Annotated in this window: 14 protein-coding genes and 1 tRNA gene; 12 read left to right on the forward strand and 3 right to left on the reverse strand. The window is 63.7% G+C overall.

Going from position 1 to position 19,557, the window contains the following annotated elements:
- On the reverse strand, positions 1-2,278 hold a 2,278-nt coding region (gene ppk1 / locus BN423_RS00715), incomplete at its 3' end, for a polyphosphate kinase 1 (RefSeq protein WP_019238362.1).
- Between the two features lie 716 nt (positions 2,279-2,994).
- Between ppk1 and arcA the strand changes: the two genes are divergently transcribed.
- The 5 genes from arcA to BN423_RS00740 all read left to right on the forward strand — a co-directional run bounded on the left by arcA (position 2,995) and on the right by BN423_RS00740 (position 9,327).
- A complete protein-coding gene (arcA, locus tag BN423_RS00720) occupies positions 2,995-4,236 on the forward strand; it encodes an arginine deiminase (protein ID WP_019238363.1) in 1,242 nt (413 codons plus the stop codon).
- A 122-nt stretch (positions 4,237-4,358) separates the two neighbouring features.
- Entirely contained in the window at positions 4,359-5,354 is a 996-nt protein-coding gene (gene argF / locus BN423_RS00725; RefSeq protein ID WP_019238364.1) for an ornithine carbamoyltransferase, read from the forward strand.
- Between the two features lie 131 nt (positions 5,355-5,485).
- A complete protein-coding gene (locus BN423_RS00730; protein ID WP_019238365.1) occupies positions 5,486-7,063 on the forward strand; it encodes a YfcC family protein in 1,578 nt (525 codons plus the stop codon).
- A 553-nt stretch (positions 7,064-7,616) separates the two neighbouring features.
- The gene (locus BN423_RS00735) at positions 7,617-9,098 is read left to right on the forward strand and encodes a DUF1846 domain-containing protein (protein ID WP_019238366.1); all 1,482 of its coding nucleotides are present in this window, start codon (positions 7,617-7,619) and stop codon (positions 9,096-9,098) included.
- A 152-nt stretch (positions 9,099-9,250) separates the two neighbouring features.
- Positions 9,251-9,327, forward strand: a tRNA-Glu gene (locus tag BN423_RS00740).
- A gap of 124 nt (positions 9,328-9,451) precedes the next feature.
- On the opposite strand, the gene BN423_RS00745 is transcribed toward BN423_RS00740, so the two are convergent.
- Both BN423_RS00745 and BN423_RS00750 read right to left on the reverse strand, forming a co-directional pair.
- On the reverse strand, positions 9,452-10,762 hold the full coding sequence (locus BN423_RS00745; protein WP_019238367.1) for a tyrosine-type recombinase/integrase: 1,311 nt from the start codon (positions 10,760-10,762) through the stop codon (positions 9,452-9,454).
- 61 nt (positions 10,763-10,823) lie between these two features.
- Entirely contained in the window at positions 10,824-12,020 is a 1,197-nt protein-coding gene (locus tag BN423_RS00750) for a hypothetical protein (RefSeq protein WP_019238368.1), read from the reverse strand.
- Between the two features lie 122 nt (positions 12,021-12,142).
- On the opposite strand from BN423_RS00750, the gene BN423_RS00755 reads away from it, so the two are divergent.
- From BN423_RS00755 to BN423_RS00785, 7 genes are all read left to right on the forward strand, one after another.
- On the forward strand, positions 12,143-12,352 hold the full coding sequence (locus BN423_RS00755) for a helix-turn-helix domain-containing protein (protein WP_019238369.1): 210 nt from the start codon (positions 12,143-12,145) through the stop codon (positions 12,350-12,352).
- Between the two features lie 2 nt (positions 12,353-12,354).
- Positions 12,355-12,603, forward strand: a complete 249-nt coding sequence (locus BN423_RS00760; RefSeq protein WP_019238370.1) for a helix-turn-helix domain-containing protein — start codon at positions 12,355-12,357, stop codon at positions 12,601-12,603.
- Between the two features lie 157 nt (positions 12,604-12,760).
- Positions 12,761-14,860 (forward strand): AAA family ATPase, encoded by a 2,100-nt coding sequence (locus BN423_RS00765; protein WP_019238371.1) that lies wholly within the window; start codon positions 12,761-12,763, stop codon positions 14,858-14,860.
- 273 nt (positions 14,861-15,133) lie between these two features.
- Entirely contained in the window at positions 15,134-15,448 is a 315-nt protein-coding gene (locus BN423_RS00770; RefSeq protein WP_232385449.1) for a hypothetical protein, read from the forward strand.
- Positions 15,449-15,636: 188 nt separating this feature from the next.
- Positions 15,637-16,044 (forward strand): transposase, encoded by a 408-nt coding sequence (locus BN423_RS00775; protein ID WP_019238373.1) that lies wholly within the window; start codon positions 15,637-15,639, stop codon positions 16,042-16,044.
- On the forward strand, positions 16,037-17,314 hold the full coding sequence (locus BN423_RS00780; RefSeq protein ID WP_019238374.1) for a PBSX family phage terminase large subunit: 1,278 nt from the start codon (positions 16,037-16,039) through the stop codon (positions 17,312-17,314). The genes BN423_RS00775 and BN423_RS00780 overlap by 8 nt, the downstream gene beginning before the upstream one ends.
- Positions 17,315-17,595: 281 nt before the next feature.
- Positions 17,596-19,092 carry a hypothetical protein gene (locus BN423_RS00785; RefSeq protein WP_019238375.1) on the forward strand — a complete coding sequence of 499 codons (1,497 nt, stop codon included), beginning with the start codon at positions 17,596-17,598 and terminating at the stop codon, positions 19,090-19,092.
- The last annotated feature ends 465 nt before the right edge of the window (positions 19,093-19,557 follow it).

Genomic DNA, 19,557 nt, shown 5'->3' on the forward strand with positions numbered 1-19,557 from the left:
CGTCGGTCGCCGCCGTGGCCCGCGCCGCTTCCGCCGCCTTCCGCACCGCCTCGAGCATGGCCTGCGCCGCCTCGTAGCCGTCGTGCTCCTGTGCCGCCGCTGCGTCTCGGCGCGCCTGCGCCGCCCGCTCCGCCGCGGCCTCGGCCTGCGCGTAGGCGTGCTTCAGCAGGTAGGCCTGCGAGTCGAAGGGCATCTCGTCCGCGCCGCGCTCGACGCGCTGCCAGGTGCCCTCGCTCGAGAGCACGCGCGCCTTCGCGTTGTCCGAGAGCTGCGCGCGCATGTACTCCTGCACCATGGAGCGGCAGGTCGCGTCGAGCACGGGGTAGGCGATCTCCACGCGGTGCTCGGTGTTGCGCGTCATCATGTCCGCAGAGGAGAGGTACACGATATCGGCGTCCACGCCGAACGCGTAGACGCGCGCGTGCTCGAGGAAGCGTCCCACGATGGAGCGGATGTGCACGTTGTCGGTCTTGCCGGGGACCTGCGGCAAGAGGCACGAGATGCCGCGGATGATCATCTCCACGTCCACGCCCGCCTGCGACGCCTCGGCGATCTTGTCGATGACCTCGCGGTCGGTGAGCGAGTTCATCTTGAAGAAGACGCGTGCCGGCTCGCCCGCACGGGCGCGGTCGATCTCGCGGTTGAGGCCGTTCATGATGAGCGGCTTGAGCCCCGCGGGCGCCACGCCCAGGAAGCGGTAGTCGCCGGCGAGGTTGCCGAGCGCGAGGTTGCGGAAGAAGGCGTTCGCATCCTCGCCGATGCCCGGGTGCGCCGTCATGAGCATGAAATCGGAGTAGAGCTTGGCCGTCTTCTCGTTGAAGTTGCCGGTGCCGAGCAGCGTGATGCGCGTGAGCGCCATGCCGTCGCGGTAGGTGATCTGGCAGATCTTCGAATGGCACTTGAAGCCCTCGGAGCCGTAGATGACGGTGCAGCCGGCCTCCTCGAGCCGCTCCGCCCACTCGATGTTGTTCTGCTCGTCGAAGCGGGCGCGGAGCTCCATGAGCACCGTGACCTCCTTGCCGATCTCCGCGGCGTCGATGAGCGACTCGCACAGGCGGCTCTGCTTCGCCACGCGGTAGAGCGTGATCTTCATGGAGATGCACGAGTCGTCGAAGGCCGCCTGGTGCATGAGGTCGAGCAGCGGGCTCATGGACTCGTACGGGTAGAACAGGAGCTTGTCGCCCTCGATGACCTGCTCGCGGATGGGGCGGGTCGCGTCGAACATGGGGCTCGCCTGCGGCTTGAACGGCGGGAAGAGCAGCTCGGAGCGGCTGCGCTCGGGCAGGTGCGCCTCGATGCCGTGGATGTAGGAGAGGTCGAGCGGCGTGGTGTAGGAGAGCACCGCGTGCGCCGGCAGGCCGAGCGCCTTGCGGATGCTCTTGAGCGTGGCGGGCGCGAGCTCGCCCTGCACCTGGAGGGCGACCGGCTGCAGGCGCAGGCGCTTCTTCAGGATCTTCTTCATGTGCTGGCGGTAGTCCTCGTCCTCCTCGACGCCCTCGCCGTCGGGGTCGATGTCGGCGTTGCGCGTGACGCGCACCACCGCGCGGTCGAGCGGCGCGTACGAGCCGAAGCAGCTCCCCAAACAGCTCAGGATGACATCCTCGAGCAGGATGTAGCGCCAGGTGCCGCCCGCTGCGGGCATCGCGACGACGCGGTTCATGGACTGCGGCACCTCGATGAGGCCGAGCAGGTTGCCCTCGTCGGCGCTCTCGAGCGCGCACACGAGGTAGAGCGCCCCGTTGCGCAGGTTGGGGAAGGGGTGGCGCGGGTCGATCACGAGCGGCGAGATGACGGGCGAGACATAGGACTGGAAGTAACGCTCCACGAAGGTGCGGTCGTCGCCCGCGAGGTCGGCCGGGTCGACGCGCTCAACCCCTGCCTCGGCGAGGCTCGCCTCGATGCGCTCCACGATGTCGTTCTGGCGCCGGATGAGCGGCGGCAGGGTGGAGAAGATGAGCTCGAGCTGCTGGGCGGGGGTGAGGTTGCTCTTGTTGTCCACGGGCTGGCGCTTCAGCGTCGCGAGGTCGGAGAGGCCGCCGACGCGGATCATGAAGAACTCGTCGAGGTTCGACTGGAAGATGGCGGCGAAGTTCAGCCGCTCGAAGAGGGGGACGGACTCCTCGTAGGCCTCGTCGAGCACGCGCGCGTCGAAGCGCAGCCAGCTGAGCTCACGGTTCTGCGTGTACGAGAAATCGTAGCGCTCGGTCTTGTCGATGACCTCGACGGACTTGCGATGCTTGCGCGCGCCCTTGTCCTTCTTCTCCGCCTTGCTCGCCATGGGTACCCCTTACATGCGCAGGCGCGCGGGAGCGCGCGCCACTAGATTCCGTATACCTTAAGAGTATACGTGCGCGGTAGGCGCGACCATATCATTTCGAAAGCTTTATCGAGCGCTTACGTTCGGGTGCCGCGGCAGGGCGCGGGCAGCGCGGTAGGGGCGGGCGTCTCGACCGGGCGCGGCCGCCGCTCGTGCCCGAGCGGGGCGTGTGGGGAGGCGAGGTGCCGGGATGCGGTTCCGTGCATGAATCGGGCTTCCTATCCGCCCGCGCAGCCGGGCGCGCCGCCCCGCGTTTCGGTCCCGCGCGCGGATGAACGGCGCGGTTGTTTCCGTGAATGGTTGCATAATTGGATAAATTATCGCCTAAATCGCATAAAACAACGCATGGATAGGACGACATAGAACAACTTCATAGGCTCATATGATTGGTAATAATATTCAAATTACTCACGATAATATCCACCGTATTTTGCGGTGTGCCCGAGGGTGTCAATACGTTTTCGCACGTAAATCACTTTATCGTGCGACAGTGCATCCTATGATTTATTTCAAGATATACCGTTCCCCTCGACTTTTATACCGTTGGCGGAACAAGATTGCACAAAAGGGAAAATTGGATATAACTATAGACGAGGCGCAGCCCGCGCCCCCATGCACGTGGTAAGCGGCCGCCCGCCCGCGCGGCGGAGGCCAAGATTGAAGAAAGGTAGGAGGACATGACGAAAGGCTTGCACGTAACGAGCGAGATCGGGCAGCTGAAGAAGGTCTGCCTGCATCGCCCGGGCGATGAGCTCCTCAACCTTCCGCCGGATGAGCTCGAGCGTCTTCTCTTCGACGACGTTCCGTTCCTCCAGGTGGCTCAGGAGGAGCACGATCGCTTCGCCGAGATCCTGCGCGAGCAGGGTGTCGAGGTGCTCTACCTCGAGAAGCTGGTCGCCGAGGCCTTCGACGCGGTGCCCGAGGCCCGTGCCGAGTTCCAGGAGCAGTGGCTCGAGGAGGCCGGCATCAAGGGCAAGATGGCTCCTGCTGCCGTGAAGGAGCTCCTCGACTCCATCACCGACAACCTCGAGTACGTCAAGAAGACCATGGCCGGCATCACCAAGGCCGAGGTCGAGATGCCGCACACGAGCTCGGTGACGCTCGACTCCCTCGTGAACACGGAGTCCGAGTCCGACCTCATCGTCGACCCCATGCCCAACCTCTACTTCACCCGCGACCCGTTCGCGGTGGTGGGCACCGGCGTGAACCTGAACCGCATGTTCTCGGTCACCCGTAACCGCGAGACCCTGTACGGCAAGTACATCTTCAAGTACCACCCGGATTACAAGGACGTGTCGCTGTACTACCGTCGCGACTCCTCCTTCCACACCGAGGGCGGCGACGTGCTCAACATCAACGAGCACACCATCGCCGTGGGCATCTCGCAGCGCACGCAGGCTGCCGCCATCGACGTCATGGCCCAGAACATGTTCTGGAACTCCGATTCCAAGATCGACACCATCCTCGCGTTCGACATCCCCGTGTCCCGTGCCTTCATGCACCTCGATACGGTCTTCACGCAGATCGATGTCGATAAGTTCACGATCCATCCCGCGATCATGGGCACGCTCAAGGTCTACAAGCTCACCCCGGGCAAGAACCCCGGTGAGGTCGAGATCACCGAGACGACCGACACGCTCGAGCACGTGCTCGCTTCCGCGCTCGGCATCGACGCTGTGAAGCTCATCCCCTGCGGTGGCGGCGATCCCATCGCGGCCGCGCGCGAGCAGTGGAACGACGGCTCGAACACCCTCGCCGTCGCCCCGGGCAAGATCTGCGTGTACCAGCGCAACAACGTCACCAACGACGTCCTCTACAAGGAGGGCATGGAGCTGCTCGTCGTGCCTTCGGCCGAGCTCTCCCGTGGCCGTGGCGGCCCGCGCTGCATGAGCATGCCGTTCTGGCGCGAGGATCTCTAATATCTTTTGTGACTTCGGCGGCGCCTCGATCGCGGGGCGCCGCCCTAGGTAGGGCGTCATCGACGCTCAGGGGAACGAAGCGTTCCCCTGAATTGCACGGAATCTAACGAAAGGAACCAAAGATGGGTGTCAACCTCTCCGGCCGCAGCTTCCTGCGCCTCCTCGACTTCTCGACCGAGGAGATCGAGTACATGCTCGCGCTCGCCAAGAACTTCAAGGACCTCAAGCGCACGGGCACCCCGCACCGCTACCTCGAGGGCAAGAACATCGTCCTGCTCTTCCAGAAGACCTCCACGCGCACCCGCTGCGCCTTCGAGGTCGGCGCCATGGACCTGGGCATGGGCGTGACCTACCTCGATCCCGGCAGCTCGCAGATGGGCAAGAAGGAGTCCATCGAGGACACCGCCCGCGTGCTCGGCCGCATGTATGACGGCATCGAGTTCCGCGGCTTCGCCCAGGAGGACGTCGAGGAGCTCGCCGCCAAGTCCGGCGTGCCGGTGTGGAACGGCCTCACCGACCTCTGGCATCCCACCCAGATGCTCGCCGACATCCTGACCGTCCAGGAGAACTTCAACTACGACATCAAGGGCAAGACCCTCGTCTTCATGGGCGATGCCAAGAACAACGTCGCGCGCTCCCTCATGGTCGTGTGCGCCAAGCTCGGCATGAACTTCGTGGCCTGCGGCCCGAAGGAGTGCATGCCCGCGAGCGACGTCATCGATGCCTGCGAGCCCATCGCCAAGGCGAACGGCTGCACCATCACCCTCACCGAGGATCCCAAGGAGGCGTGCACCGGCGCCCACGTCATCTACACCGACGTGTGGGTCTCCATGGGCGAGCCCGATGAGGTCTGGACCGAGCGCATCCAGCAGCTCGAGCCCTACCGCGTCACCCAGGAGCTCATGAACCTCGCCGATCCGTCGGCCATCTTCCTGCACTGCCTGCCCAGCTTCCACGACACCAACACCACCATCGGCGCCGACATCGCCAAGAAGTTCGGCGTCACCGAGATGGAGGTCACCGACGAGGTGTTCGAGGGCCCGCAGTCCAAGGTCTTCGACGAGGCCGAGAACCGCATGCACACCATCAAGGCCGTCATGTACGCGACCCTGAAGTAACACTTGCCTGTTGGGAATCGCCCGGGTGTCTCCTTTCCCCGGGCGGTTCCTGGGGTTTGCTGCGCCCCTGTCGCACGGTCGGTGGCGTGGCTTAGGGAATAAGACCACGTTCCAGAAAGGGGGTAGAAGGTATGGCTGAAGCTGCCAAGAAGAAGCGCGGCATGCTATCTTCCTTCACCATTCTTCTTATCCTGCTTGCTCTCGTTGCGATCATCACCGTCATCGTCGCCGGCTTCGCGCCCGGCGAGGTGACCCCTGCCCGGTTCAGCGACTTCTTCACCGCCCCCGTCAAGGGCTTCGCGGACGCGCTGCCGGTCTGCCTGTTCGTGATGATCCTGGGCGGCTTCTTGGGCATGATGACCAAGACCGGCGCCCTCGATAACGGCATCGCCGTCCTCGTGCAGAAGCTCAAGGGCCGTGAGCTGTGGATCATCCCCGTGCTCATGTTCATCTTCTCGCTCGGTGGCACCACCTACGGCATGTGCGAGGAGACGGTCCCGTTCTACGCGCTGCTCGCCGCCACGATGATGGCCGCCGGCTTCGACGCGCTCACCGGCGCCGCCGTCGTCCTTCTGGGCGCTGGCTGCGGCTGCCTGGGCTCCACGGTGAACCCGTTCGCCGTCGGCGCCGCCGTCGACGCGCTCCGCGGCGTGGGCATCGAGGCCAACCAGACCATCATCATCGGTCTCGGCGCGGTGCTGTGGATCGCGACCACCGCGGTCGCCATCGTCTTCGTGATGAACTACGCCAAGAAGGTCAAGGCCGACAAGGGCTCCACGTTCATGTCGCTCCAAGAGCAGAAGAACGCCGAGGAGGCGCACGGCGCCGCCGCCGCCGAGGCCTCCAAGAAGGTCACCCTCACCGGCCGCCAGAAGGGCGTGCTCGTGATCTTCGCCTTCACGTTCGTCGTCATGATCGCCGGCTTCATCCCGATCGCCGACCTGAGCCAGAGCGTCGCGGACTTCTTCGACGCCGGCCAGTCCTTCGAGATCGTCGAGACCCCTGTCACCACCGATGACCTCGTCGGTGCCTACGACGAGCTCAACGGCGCCGTGACCGAGGTCGAGGGCTCCGTCGAGGGCATCGCCGAGACCGAGGTCGAGACCTCGCAGGCTTGGTCCGCCGTCATCACGGGCCTGCCCATCGGCCAGTGGTACTTCGATGAGGCTTCCACCTGGTTCCTCGTCATGGCCATCGTCATCGGCATCGTGGGCGGCCTGTCCGAGAAGGACATCGTGAACACCTTCATCTCCGGCGCCGCGGACATGATGAGCGTCGTGCTCGTCATCGCGCTCTCGCGCGCCATCTCGGTGCTCATGGCTTCCACGGGCCTCGATCAGTACGTGCTCAACGCTGCGGCCTCCGCGCTGTCCGGTGTGTCCGGCCTGCTCTTCGCGCCGTTTGCGTGGATCATCTACTTCGGCCTCTCGTTCCTCATCCCCTCGACCTCCGGTATGGCGACCGTCTCCATGCCCATCATGGGACCGCTTGCCGCCCAGCTCGGCTTCTCGCCTGAGGTCATGGTCATGATCTTCTCGAGCGCCATCGGCGTGGTGAACCTCTTCACCCCGACGTCCGGCGCCATCATGGGCGGCCTCGCCCTCGCTCGCATCGAGTGGACGACGTGGCTCAAGTTCGCGGTCAAGATCGTGGTGGTGCTCTCCATCGTCTCGATCGTCATCGTGACCGCTGCGCTCATGATGTTCTAGCGGGTCTGTTCTCTCCTCTTCCCGCTAGCCGCCGATCCCGCGGGCGGTATTGTCTCCGCCGCCCGCGTTGGATCCAATTGACGTCGAGCCGGTGCGCGCCCTGCGCGAGCGACCGGTGAGACCCTACCTTTCTGCCCCCTCCCGCACCGTGCACGGGAGGGGGCGAAGTTTTATGCTCCTGTCGGCCCCGCCCCGAGCCCCGGCCCCGCCCTTGCTTTCTCGCTTGTCCTCGGCGCATAGCGCCTGCGGAATCGCTCGAAAGCAAGGGCGGCGCCGGGGATCGGGGCGGGGCCGGCGCTACAAACACGCAGCGCAGGAAGAGTCGGGCTTGAAACCCGGTCACCCGTGCACTTCAACTATTAGTTTCCGGTCTCCCTCTCTGATGTCCGACCGATAGGGTAACGGTCGCCCGAGGATGAGGGGGCGGGCTCCATACTTCGAGCGATTCCGCAGGCGCCCGCGCCGAGGACAAGCGAGAAGTGTGGAGCCCGCCCCCTCATCCTCGGGGCTCCTGTATACTTAACGGGTTCGGACATCAGAGAGGAGCCGTCCCATGCGACAGGGGTTTGACAACGAGACGTACATCGAGCTGCAGGCAGCGCGCATCAAGGAGCGCATCGAGCAGTTCGGCGGAAAGCTCTACCTGGAGTTCGGCGGCAAGCTCTTCGACGACTACCACGCGAGCCGCGTGCTCCCCGGCTTCGAGCCCTCGGTGAAGTTCCGCATGCTCAAGAGCCTGTCGGAGGACGTCGAGGTCATCATCGCCATCAACGCCAACGACATCGAGAAGAACAAGGCGCGCGGCGACCTCGGCATCACCTATGACGAGGACGTGCTGCGCCTGGCCGACATCTTCAGCAGCAACGGGCTGCCCGTCGCCGCCGTCGTGCTCACGCAGTACGCTGGCCAGCCCGCCGCCGACGTCTTCCGTCGCCGCCTCTCCATGCTCGGCATCACCTGCAAGCTGCATTACCCCATCGAGGGCTATCCGCACGACATCGACCTCATCGTGTCCGAGGAGGGCTATGGCCGCAACGAGTTCGTCGAGACCAAGCGCCCGCTCGTGGTCGTGACGGCGCCCGGCCCCGGTTCGGGCAAGCTCGCCACCTGCCTCTCGCAGGTCTACCACGAGCACCGGCGCGGTGTCGCCGCGGGCTATGCCAAGTTCGAGACGTTTCCCGTGTGGAACCTGCCGCTCAACCATCCCGTGAACATCGCCTACGAGGCGGCTACCGTCGACCTCGACGACTCGAACATCATCGACTCGTTCCACCTTGACGCCTATGGCGAGACCACGGTGAACTACAACCGCGACGTCGAGGCATTCCCCGTGGTGCGCGCGCTCATGGAGAAGATCCTGGGTGAGAGCCCCTACCAGAGCCCCACGGACATGGGCGTCAACATGGTCGGCTTCGCCATCACCGACGATGAGGCGTGCCGCGACGCGGCGAAGATGGAGATCGTGCGCCGCTACTTCACCGCCGCGCTGCAGGTGAAGCGCACCGGCATGGGGCAGGAGCAGGTCGACAAGCTCAAGCTCATCATGAAGCGCGCGGGCGTGACGAAGGACTTCTCGCCGGCGCGCTCGGCGGCGCTCCTCAAGGAGGAGATGACGGGTGCGCCCGTGGGCGCGATGGTGCTGCCGGACGGCTCCGTGGTAACGGGCAAGACCTCCGAGCGCCTCGGCGCGGCGAGCTCGCTGCTCATGAACGCGCTCAAGTGCGTGACGGGCGTGGACATAGAGCTCGAGGTCATCAGCAACGAGGCCATCGAGCCCATTAGCCGTCTCAAGACCTCGCAGCTCGGGAGCCATAACCCGCGCCTGCATCCGGACGAGACGCTCATCGCGCTCTCGATCACGTCGGCCTCGAGCGAGGTGGCCGCGCGCGTGCTCGAGGGGCTGCCGCTTCTGCGGGGCTGCGACGCGTTCTTCTCGGTGATCATCTCCGCCACGGACGAGGCGCTGCTCAAGCGGCTCGGCATCAACGTGTGCTGCGAGCCCAAGTTCGAGCGCCACACCTTCTACCACCGCTGATGTAAAATTACCCCAGGGGTATTTTTACATTGGTGCGAGGGTGGCTTCACGAGATGGCCACAACTTCGCAGAATCTTGGGTAGGGGCTTGCACGGCGGAGCATGTTCCCGTATTATCAATGTCCGCACGAGGCCGAGCGCCTCGGAACATATGGCCCGTTCGTCTAGCGGTTTAGGACGCCGCCCTCTCAAGGCGGAGATCACCAGTTCGAATCTGGTACGGGCTACCAACAAGACCGCAGGTCAGGGGATGCGTCCTCTGGCCTGTTTTCTTTTGAAGCCTCATCGCTCCTCCTTCGTGGGACACAATCTGGACACAACGGGGACTGGGACACAATCCGGGGCGCAATCGCCTTAGACCGCGACCCTGAGAGCTCCTTCCTGCCTTGCCTGCTCGTTCGGCGTTTCGGAGAACAGGCTGCCGATGAGCTGAGCCGCCTGGGCGTCGTTCTCGGGCAGCGCGTGGGCGTAGAGGTTCATCGTCAGGGTTGCCGAGGCGTGGCCGAGCCGGTGCTGGACGGTCTTCATGTCCATGCCGCCGGCGACGAGCTGCGTTGCCTGGGTGTGCCTGAGCTCATGGAACTTCAGGCCCTCGAAACCGTGGGCCTTCGTGAAGGACCGCCACCAGCGCGAGAAGTTCGTCGGGGCGATGAGGCCGCCTTTGTCGTTGCAGCAGACGGGTGTGTCCCTCGTCTGTTCGAGCGACAGAATGGCGAGCTCTTCTCGCTGGAACTGCTTCCACCGCCTCAGGTGCTCGATGGTCTTCTCGTCCACGGCGATGACGCGCTTCCCCGCCTCGGTCTTGGGCTCCTTCACCTCACCGTAGGTCGTGACCGACTGGGTGACGCGGATGGTTCCCCGTGCGAAGCTGATATGGCCCCACGTGAGGCCCAGGACCTCTCCGCGTCGCATACCGGTTGCGAGGCCGATGCGTGCCGCCATGACGTTGCCGATGCTGGACAGGCCTCGCAGGTAGCTCCGCTCCGAGGTGTCGCCGCGCTTCTCCTGCCGTTCCTCGATGGCGTCGCGGGACGCATACGCCTCGTACTCTGCCTCGTCGATGGTCGCGAGCAGCTGACGTGCCTCAGCGGTGGTGAGGGAGCGGCGGTCCGGTGTGTCGCATCGCGGCGCCTTGACCTTCTCGGCGGGGTTGCGCAGGATGAGGTCGTAGTCCACGGCACGCGAGAGGATCTGCTTGAGCAGCTTGTGGATCATGTTCATGGTGGTGCCGCTGCACTTGCCCTTCTCCTCCGTCTTGTCCCAGCGCATCTTCATGTAGAGCCCCTCGATGGTCTGGGCAGTGATGTCGCGAAGCCTGATGGCTCCGATGTAGGAGCACATGTCCTCGATGATGGTGCGCTCCCGGCGCAAGCGCGTCTTGCTGATCTCCGCCGCCGTCTCGCGAGCTTGCTGCCACTGCTCCGCGAACTCGGCGAAGGTCATCTTGTCGGCGTTGGCCGAGAGACCGTTCTCGAGGTCTGCCTTGAGTTGGTCGCGCAGCTTGCAGGCGTCGGACTTGGTTCCCTTGATGTTTCTTGAGACCACGTCGCGCTTGCCGGTGATAGGGTTCGTACCGAGGTCGATGCGGACCTTCCAGTGCTTGGGGGCGTAGCTGGTTCCGTCGGGCTTCTTTACCTCCGTAATGCTTCCGTCTCCTTTTGCCATTACATTCACCTCCTTGGTTGGCGAGCGTCGTGAGCAGGTCTTTTGCTATTCCATCACGCCCCTATGGGGCGGGGTGGGCAATTCTTTGGGCCTCCGCGTACCAGCGCTCGATGGAGGTGCGGTAGTCCTCTCCGATTTGTGCGACTGCGTCTTCGAGAGGGGTGCCGGAGGCGTACAGGATATGTGCGGTCTGACGTCGGCGTTTGCTAGCCGCCGTCTTGTGGGATTCGCAGCAGAACTCAGCGCGGCTCGATGTCGAGCGAGTAATGATTGGAGTGCCGCAAACGGGGCAGAGAGACACTCGGCCATCGTATATGGCGTCCTCGACGGTGTCATAGAGAGCGGTTTGCCAGCGAGTGAAGCCGCCGTCATCTTTAGGACGGAAAAAGCCCTGATTCAGCGAGAATAGGGAGTTGATTTCGAAATCCGGTTCGTCGGTGTAGTAGTGGTAGAAGTCCATCGGGTTTAGATACATCGGCGTGCCCAAATCAACAGTAATTAGCTCTCCGCACAGCAGTCGGATTGCCTCTTCTTTCGAGTACCTCTCTCGTTCATAAACGATGAGGAAGTAGTAGGTGCTATCAAGCGAATCAACCGGATTCTCGGGCCACTCCTCGTATGTTGTGAGCAAATAGCCGTCTTTGTTGATGCCGTCGGGATAGTTGCCACAATTCTCAAAAATAGTGTCTTCCGCGATGCTGTCAAAATAAGTGCCCGCTATCTTGTGAGTTGACTCATCGTCAAGGGCAACAGCGGCATACTTCGAAACATCGCTGAGAAAGTCTCTGACGTATTCCTGGTCGAGCGCCTCTGTGATCTCGGGGAACTTGAACAATCCGTCAGGAGGCGTAGCTCCTAAAGCGTAAGCAGCGATAGTGAGGTAGCGGACATAGCTGTCGCGAAAAAACAACAGTTCGGGAATCCAAACTTCATGAAGCTCGTCTTTGCTCACCGAAAGCAAGTCCTTCTCGGTTAGCTCGTCGAGATAGTCGATCTCATTGTCCGAATCAATCCGCGACTTGAGGGAGCCGGTCAAGTCGATCTGAAGCTCTTCTGGCGTCCAGAGTCCGTTTTTTAGAGGGTCGCTCTCGCGCTTGGCGAAGAGCGGGCAGCACGCCTCGTTCTTCAAGAAGTCGAGCATCGTCTTCCAAGAGTGAACGGTGAGCAGCTTGTTCAGGGCGGCTCGAGGTTCGACCTCACGATCTTCTCCTTCCGGGAGATAGACAGCGCGCTCCTCGTTCAGGGCAACCAATCTCATAGTAACCGTCACTCTCAAAATATCGTAAATCTACCGTAAACCAAAAAGAACAGTAAACTCTTGTGGCTACGATGGTACCAACACCAACAGGGCGCGTCAACGCCAAAGAATGGAGGTACCTCATGGAACTCTCGCGATTCGAAATCACCCAGCGGAGGGAGAGGCTCGGCCTGTCGAAGTCTGCCTTTGGGCGGGAGTCGGGGCTACACGTCTCCACGATCTCGCAGATTGAGAACGGGCATCTCGTCCCGTATCCCGGGCAGGTCAAGAAGATGCTCGCTGCGTTCGAGCGACTCGAGGCGAAGGAGCATCTCCAGAAGGTGGCGTCGTAGCCATGGGGCGTAACCATCCAGTTTGCCAGTCCGGTTCGGATGGAGCGGCTCCAGGGGCATCTGTTGAGATCTTCTCGGCATACCCCGACCTGCTGACACCCGCGCATATTTCGGAACTGACCGGGTTCACGGTTGAGTACGTGCGAAAGCTCTGTCGAGAGCACAAGATCCCCGCCGTGCAGGTGGGCGGCAGGCAGTGGTTCGTGCCGAAGCCGCGATTCGTTGAGTATGTGATGGGCGGTGACGCATGAGTCTCCGGAATAATGCGCCCGCCGTGCTGGTCTTTTGGCGAGGACAGCGCACGGCGGACGCTTGGAGTGCAACCCCTAAGGGGCTGCGGGCACAGCTTACCATTTGCTGCGTCTCCATTGTGAGGGCACGTCACAGGCTCCCGGGCGGCGATGGGGCATGAGCGGACGCGTTGTCTCCAAAGAGCGTGCCGACAGCGCGCTTCTCTCCATGGTGCCACCGCGAGACTACGAGACATGGAAGAACATTGGCATCAGCTATAAGGCGGCTGGCGGGGACGTCGACACCTTTCTTCGATGGTCATCCTCCGACCCAGACAACTACGATGAGGCACAGGCGCGCCGGCTCTTCGAGCATGTGAGCGAGAACGGGCGCATCACCGCGGGGACGCTCTTCTGGCACGCAAAGCGTGCAGGCTGGGTGGAGGATGCCTCCGACAGCTCTGTTATCCAGGCTCCTTCGGCCGCCCAACCCTCCGCCATGGACCTCTCTCCGGTGCAGCAGGCCGTGGCGCAGCTCGTGGCGCTCTTCGAGCCGGGCGAGTACGTGAATCTCTCCGTGCGGGCGAATTGGTCGGAGAAGCGTTGCAAGTGGGAGCCCGCGGATGGCGGCACGTGCTATGAGCGGGACGACCTCATTGCGCGCCTGCAGAGCGAAGGCTTTGGAGGCGTGCTCGACGGATACGAGCCTGAGGCGGGGATATGGGTCTGCCAGAACCCCACCAACGGGGAGGGGCGCGGCAAGGGAAGGACAACGGCGTGGCGACACGCCCTCATAGAGAGCGACGAGATTCCCGTCGACGAGCAGATTCGCATCATGAGCGAGCTCGACCTGCCCATCACGGCGCTGACCAAAAGCGGCGGGAAGTCCGTTCACGCCTTGGTGCGCGTGGAGGCGGACGGGCCCAACCACTATGAGGATCGCGTGCGGCTGCTGCACGAGCTCTGCGACGCCGCTGGGCTCAAGGTTGACGCCGCCAACAAAGACGCGAGCCGCCTCACGAGGCTGGCGGGGGCGAGCCGAGGGACGGAACGACAGTCGCTTCTCGGCACGGACATGGGTGCGCGGGACTTCCACAGCTGGGCGGAGGCGCATCGTCCTCATGCTGGTGACCAGGACGCCGAAGAGTCGAAGGACGTCGCCGCGCGCTTCGAGAACTTGTTTATTCCCATTCCGTCCGAGTTGCAGGAGCTTCCTCCCGTGCTGATCGAGAACACCTTTCGGAAGCAGGGCATCATGCTTGTCGGCGCGGCGCCCAAGGTCGGTAAGACATTCCTTGCCGCGCAAATGGTCGTTGCCTTTGCGACGGGCACGGGTCTTCTCGGGTTCGAGTTCACGCAGTGCGAGAGGATTCTCGTGGTGAACTCTGAGATGAACCAGGCGGAGTATGTGAACCGCATCGTCGAGGCATCTCTCGCCTCTGGGATTGCTGCTGATGTTGCTTCGCATGTGCGAATTGCCCACACGGACGATAGGCCGGAGATGACGGTCAAGGACATCGCTGAGGTAGTCTGCGGAAGCGGTTATCGTCCTGACGTTGTCATCATTGACCCAATCTACCCGTTGTTCGCGGGTGACGAGAACAGCAACGCTGACGCGAGGACAACGCTCGGATACCTCAAGATGATTGCAAGCAAGACCGGCGCGGGCGTCATCTACATGCATCACTTCAGCAAGGGGCCGCAGGACCTCAAGGAGGCTCGCGACCGCGTGAGTGGGGCGGGCACCCTGGGGCGCAACTACAGCGCGATGTGGTCGCTCACCGAGCTCGCCCCGAGCGAGGAGGACGTGGCAGACCTGCCCGATGGCGCCGTTGTGGTGCGTGTGTCGACCGACCTGCGCAGCTTCAAAAAGTCGAAGGCCAATAAGAACCTCGACTTCAACGCTGTGCGCATCGACGGCATGTTCCTTCGGGATGACAACGGCAAGTTCGACAAGGCACCCACGCGCGAGGCCGCTCGGCGCGCCGAGGCGAGCAAGAAGACCGCGCAGAAGGAGAAGCGCAAGGAGAAGGCGCGCAAGAGAATCAAAGATCTTCTCGACAAGAACGGCGGTGAACCCGTGCCCTTCTCGACGGTGCAGAATGTTACGGCGCTCTCACCAAACACCATCAAGGATTACCTCATCGACTTTGATGAGTATCAGCTTGTGAAGATGCAGATGGACGGCAAGGGTCAGAAGCGCAACCACATAGCGTGGACGGCTTGGCAGCCGCCGCTTGGCACCAATTTGCTGGAGTTGGGTGGAGCCGATGAGTGACTCGAAAGCCTGTCAGGGAAAGCTCAGAGATTGTCAAGCTCGTCAATTGACAGGCAGTCGGTGCGGGAAAGCTAGGCAATCAACACCTATAGAAAGGTTGCTTGACAACCTTTTCTATGGCGTTGATTCCTGCGCCTCGCTTTCACAGGTTCTGATGGGCTTTGCGGGGTCGGCCCAATGAGCGCGTGGACGACCGGACAGAACGACGTAATCCGCGAGCTGGGGCACCGGGGCGCCGCTGCTGTGCGCGAGGAGATTCGTAGGCGCTATGGTGTGGAGAGAACCGTTCGAGCGATTGAGATGCAGGCGTCGCGGATTCATGCGAGCTTGAGGGTGCTCTCGGTGTGCCCGCAATGCGGAGCCATCGGCGTACGGCTGAACCGCCAGAGCGGGATGTGCCCGCGCTGCACCGAGGAGGCGCATGTGGCCGAGGAGCGGGCGTTCAACGAGCTTCTACACCGCGAGGCGGAAGGGTGCGAGGAGGGGCCGGAGATTGAGGCTGCGAGGCGCGAGTACGCGCGGCTACGGCAGCAGAACTCACGGCTCATGCGCAAGTACGGGCTCAAGGGCAAGCGCGAGCGGGAGTGAGGCGGTACAATCGCCCGTAAGGCGGGACACGCCCCGACTAAGCCTCGGGAAACGGCCTCGCGACGGGGAGAGGGATTCCTACCGGGGTCTTACGCACCGGTGCCTGGGTCCTCTCCTCTTTTCTTTGTGACACCTCCGGACAATGAGCCTGTACGAATGTGAATTTGTCACGGAGGGAGGTGCCCGGCATGAGGGCAAAGCTCACCGAGGAGCTGATCCAGCAGATGGCCTCGCTCAAGGGCGATGGTCTCTCCAATAAGGATATCTGCCGGGCGGTGGGCATTCACGAGGCAACGCTGTACCGCTGGCTCTCCAAGCCGAGCGGGAGGCTGCATCGCGCGTTAGGCGAGTCACTAAAAAAGGCAGAAGCTGACTACAAGCGGACGCTTCTCACCACCATCCGTGAGGCGGCCACCAAGAAGAACGGGCAGTGGACGGCGGCCGCGTGGCTCCTGGAGCGCAAATATCCCGACGAGTACGCGCAGGCTACCCGTGACAAGGGCGAGCGCGCCGAGGCGGCTCCGCAGATTGTGCTCGGCGTGGCGGTTGACGCGGTGAAGCCGGGGGCCGATGAGGGTGGTGACGTCGATGATTAGCGCCGCCGACCTCTGCATCCCGCGCTTCCACGACGTGCTCGGTGACGTCATGGCGCACGGGCATACGCACTACTGGCTGCACGGAGGCCGAGGGAGCACGAAGTCGAGCTTCATCAGCCTGTGCATCGTTCTTCTCGTTGTGGCTTTTCCCTATGCGAACGCGTGCGTGGTGCGGCGCTTCTCCAACACGCTGCGCGACTCGGTGTACCAGCAGGTGCTCTGGGCCGTTGAGGCGCTGGGGCTCTCGGCGTACTTCAAGGCGAAGCTCTCTCCGATGGAGATCGTCTACCTGCCCACGGGGCAGCGCATCGTGTTCCGCGGGGCCGACGACCCGCTCAAGCTCAAGGGCGTGAAGTTCACGCGCGGATACTGCGCCATCACGTGGTTCGAGGAGCTCGACCAGTTCGACGGCATCGAGGCGGTTCGCTCCATTCTCAACTCGCTCCGCCGTGGCGGCGAGGACTTCTGGATCTTCTACAGCTACAACCCGCCCAAGACGATGTGGAGCTGGGCGAACGTGGAGTGCATTGAGCGCAGGCGGCGGGCGGACACGCTCGTTAGGCGCTCTTCGTACCTCGACGTGGTGGAGGCGCGGCCGGGGTGGCTCGGCGCGCCCTTCATCGAGGAGGCGGAGTACCTGCGCGAGGAGAACGAGCGCGCGTGGCGCTGGGAATACCTCGGCGAGGTGACCGGGACGGGCGGAGCGGTCTTCGACAACATCGTGGAGGCGAGGCTGACCGACGAGCGTGTACGAGGTTTCGAGCGCATTCGCAACGGCGTGGACTGGGGTTGGTTCCCCGACCCGTGGCGCTTCGTGCGCTGCGGCTGGGAGCCGGGCGCGCGCAGACTCACGGTCTTCGAGGAACACTCGGCAAACAAAATGATGCCTGCCGACACGGGGCGCATCGTGGTGGACGCGCTCACCTATGCCGACGAGCCGGGCGCGGAGCCCTACTTCCACGACCAGATGGTGTGGTGCGACGACACTCCCGACTCGAAGGTGCAGATGGCAACCTGGCGGCGCGAGCTCGGCATCCGCGTACACCCTGCGAGGAAGGCGCGGATGCGGAGGCTCTCCTATGACTGGCTTGCTGGTCTGAGGGAGATCGTCATCGACCCCGCGCGTTGCCCGAGGACGTTCGAGGAGTTCACCTGCAAGGAGTTCCTACGCGACCGTGATGGGCGCTGGATCGACGAGATTCCTGACGGTGATGACCACTCCATCGACGCGGTGCGCTACGCGATGATGGATGACGTGCTGAGAGGGTGAGGGACGTGCTTCTCGGCATATTCAGCTGCCAACTGAAAACGCGAGGTAGCGGACGTTCTTCTCGCCAGCTTAAACGTAGGGAGGACGGACGATGCGATGTGCCGTTGATGGGCGGGCGGGATCCTCGGCATCAAAAGCTAAAGCCTGAGGGGCATGAAGGGGCTGTGCGGAAGCGTGTGACGGAAGTAGCGCGTTCTTCTCGCCAAGCGAATGAAAAGGAGCGGGGGCTGGAGGAGTTGCCAGGGGAGCCGGTTGGGCGTAAGCGATGGAGGGCGATGTAGATGGGGCAGGCGTACGAGGAGGAGTACTGGGTGCCGGAGCACGTGCGGGAGTACCTGCGGGCGCTCGGATTCGCGCTGCCGCTGGAGGCGATGGAGCCGCACATTCGCGCATGGCACGAGTGGATGCAGGCGTGCGGGTCGTTCTACGACTACAAGGACACCGACGGCGTTGGGCGCATGTACGAGGTGCACAGGCGTTCGATTCATCCGGCGATGCGGGTGTGCCGGGAGTGGGGGTCGCTGCTGCTGAACGACAAGACGCAGGTGGTGTGCGGGACGCAGGAGTGCACGGACTGGCTCGAGGGGTTTCTCGCCCAAAGCGGCTTCATGGCGGCGGCACAGGCAACCGTGGTCAAGGCATTTGGCATGGGGACGGGCGCGTGGGCGCTCTGGGTGGACGCGGATGCGGGGAGCGTGCGCATTAGGCACTACGACGCACGCATGGTGATACCGCTCACGTGGGACGAGGAGGGCGTGACGGAGTGCGCGTTCGTCACGCGGGCGTTCTGGCGGGGGCGCGCGGTCGACCAGCTGCAGATGCACCTCAAGGGTGCTGGGGCGGACTTCTCGGCCTCTTTGTCCTTCTCGCCTAATGAGAGCGTGGGGAGGGGCGGTTATCGGATCGTCACGGTGTGCTTTGACGAGCACGGCAACGAGGTCGCGCCTGCGGGCGTGTGCCCCGTGTACGAGACGGGCTCTCCCTATCCCACCTTCGCCATCGTGAAGCCGGCCGTGGACAATACGCGCGTGGACATGAGCCCGTACGGGCAGAGCGTGTTCGCGGACGCGGTGGACGCTATCCAGGCGGTGGACCTCGCCTTCGACGCGATGATCTCGGAGATCGACAACGGCAAGATGCGGGTGTTCCTGAGTGACGTGATGTTCGACCAGGAGACCGACGGCAGGGGGCGCAAGGTCTCGATACCGTTTGGGCGGCAGGACTGCACCGTGTTCCGGAAGGTGATGAGCACGGAGGACACGATTCAGGAGTTTGCGCCGGCGCTGAGGACCGACGCTCAGGTGAGGGCTTTCAGGTGCGCGCTGCAGATGCTCGGCGACCTGACGGGCTTCGGCCTGGGGTACTTCGACTTCGACGGAGCGGGGTACGTGAAGACCGCGACGGAGGTCTCGGCGGACAACTCGGCGCTGATGCGCAACATCCGCAGGCACGAGCATGCGCTGGAGGGCGCTATCGCTGGGATATGCAGGGCCGTCATGGCGGCTTCGCGCTCGCTCGGGGTCGAGCTCCCGGGCGAGGGTGAGGTGCGCGTCACGTTCGACGACAGCATCATCACGGACACGAGCGCCGAGAAGCGCCAGGACATGGCGGAGGTGGCCTCGGGCCTCATGAACGCGTGGGAGTACCGCGCCAAGTGGTACGGGGAGGACGAGCCAACCGCGAGGCGGCTCGCGGTAGACGCTGATGCCGATGGCGCGCGCGGGAACGTCTCCAGCGCGCTCGAAGCGGGCGTTGCCGGTGCCGTTCGGGGAGCATAGGGCTTTCGGACGCGTCGCAAGCCTGGGATGGCGCTGTGCGGGCTCACACGAGGCTGCGTGCGGCTTGGTCGCCGCCTGAGGGCCGGAGTTCGGCTGAGGAGAAACGGGGCCGCTACGGGCCTCCCAGGGACGCTTGCAGGTTGTCGCGAAGCCGATCCGCGCCCCGCGCGGATGACGGGTATGCGGGTAGCTCTCGGCACCGTGGCGCATGCGCACCGGCTGATGCGCGAGCGGGTATGCCGCCCGCCCTGGACGGCTGACCGGTTGCGTGCGGACAGCCCGCTTGCGGCAGCAGCCCGGCCGCCCGTGCGCAGGGTGCGCGCCGCTGGACGGGCGCGACGCGCGGCTGACATGGCGCCAGTTCCCCCTGCATTAGGCCTTGGGCGCATACCGTGCGTGGCTGAACCCGAACATGCGGAGGCAGACCGCGTAGCGGGCTGCCGGAGCCGCGGTGAAGACGCGTGC

It is taken from the genome of Enorma timonensis, from assembly GCF_000321165.1.
Classification (GTDB): domain Bacteria; phylum Actinomycetota; class Coriobacteriia; order Coriobacteriales; family Coriobacteriaceae; genus Enorma.

What these genes read in the sequence shown, in the direction of transcription:
- BN423_RS00730 (WP_019238365.1), top strand. Translation starts at nt 5,486, where the DNA reads ATGGCTGAAGCTGCCAAGAAGAAGCGCGGCATGCTATCTTCCTTCACC.
- BN423_RS00735 (WP_019238366.1), top strand. Translation starts at nt 7,617, where the DNA reads ATGCGACAGGGGTTTGACAACGAGACGTACATCGAGCTGCAGGCAGCG.
- argF (WP_019238364.1), top strand. Translation starts at nt 4,359, where the DNA reads ATGGGTGTCAACCTCTCCGGCCGCAGCTTCCTGCGCCTCCTCGACTTC.
- arcA (WP_019238363.1), top strand. Translation starts at nt 2,995, where the DNA reads ATGACGAAAGGCTTGCACGTAACGAGCGAGATCGGGCAGCTGAAGAAG.
- BN423_RS00750 (WP_019238368.1), bottom strand. Translation starts at nt 12,020, where the DNA reads ATGAGATTGGTTGCCCTGAACGAGGAGCGCGCTGTCTATCTCCCGGAA.
- BN423_RS00765 (WP_019238371.1), top strand. Translation starts at nt 12,761, where the DNA reads ATGAGCGGACGCGTTGTCTCCAAAGAGCGTGCCGACAGCGCGCTTCTC.
- BN423_RS00760 (WP_019238370.1), top strand. Translation starts at nt 12,355, where the DNA reads ATGGGGCGTAACCATCCAGTTTGCCAGTCCGGTTCGGATGGAGCGGCT.
- BN423_RS00745 (WP_019238367.1), bottom strand. Translation starts at nt 10,762, where the DNA reads ATGGCAAAAGGAGACGGAAGCATTACGGAGGTAAAGAAGCCCGACGGA.
- BN423_RS00775 (WP_019238373.1), top strand. Translation starts at nt 15,637, where the DNA reads ATGAGGGCAAAGCTCACCGAGGAGCTGATCCAGCAGATGGCCTCGCTC.
- BN423_RS00785 (WP_019238375.1), top strand. Translation starts at nt 17,596, where the DNA reads ATGGGGCAGGCGTACGAGGAGGAGTACTGGGTGCCGGAGCACGTGCGG.
- BN423_RS00780 (WP_019238374.1), top strand. Translation starts at nt 16,037, where the DNA reads ATGATTAGCGCCGCCGACCTCTGCATCCCGCGCTTCCACGACGTGCTC.
- BN423_RS00755 (WP_019238369.1), top strand. Translation starts at nt 12,143, where the DNA reads ATGGAACTCTCGCGATTCGAAATCACCCAGCGGAGGGAGAGGCTCGGC.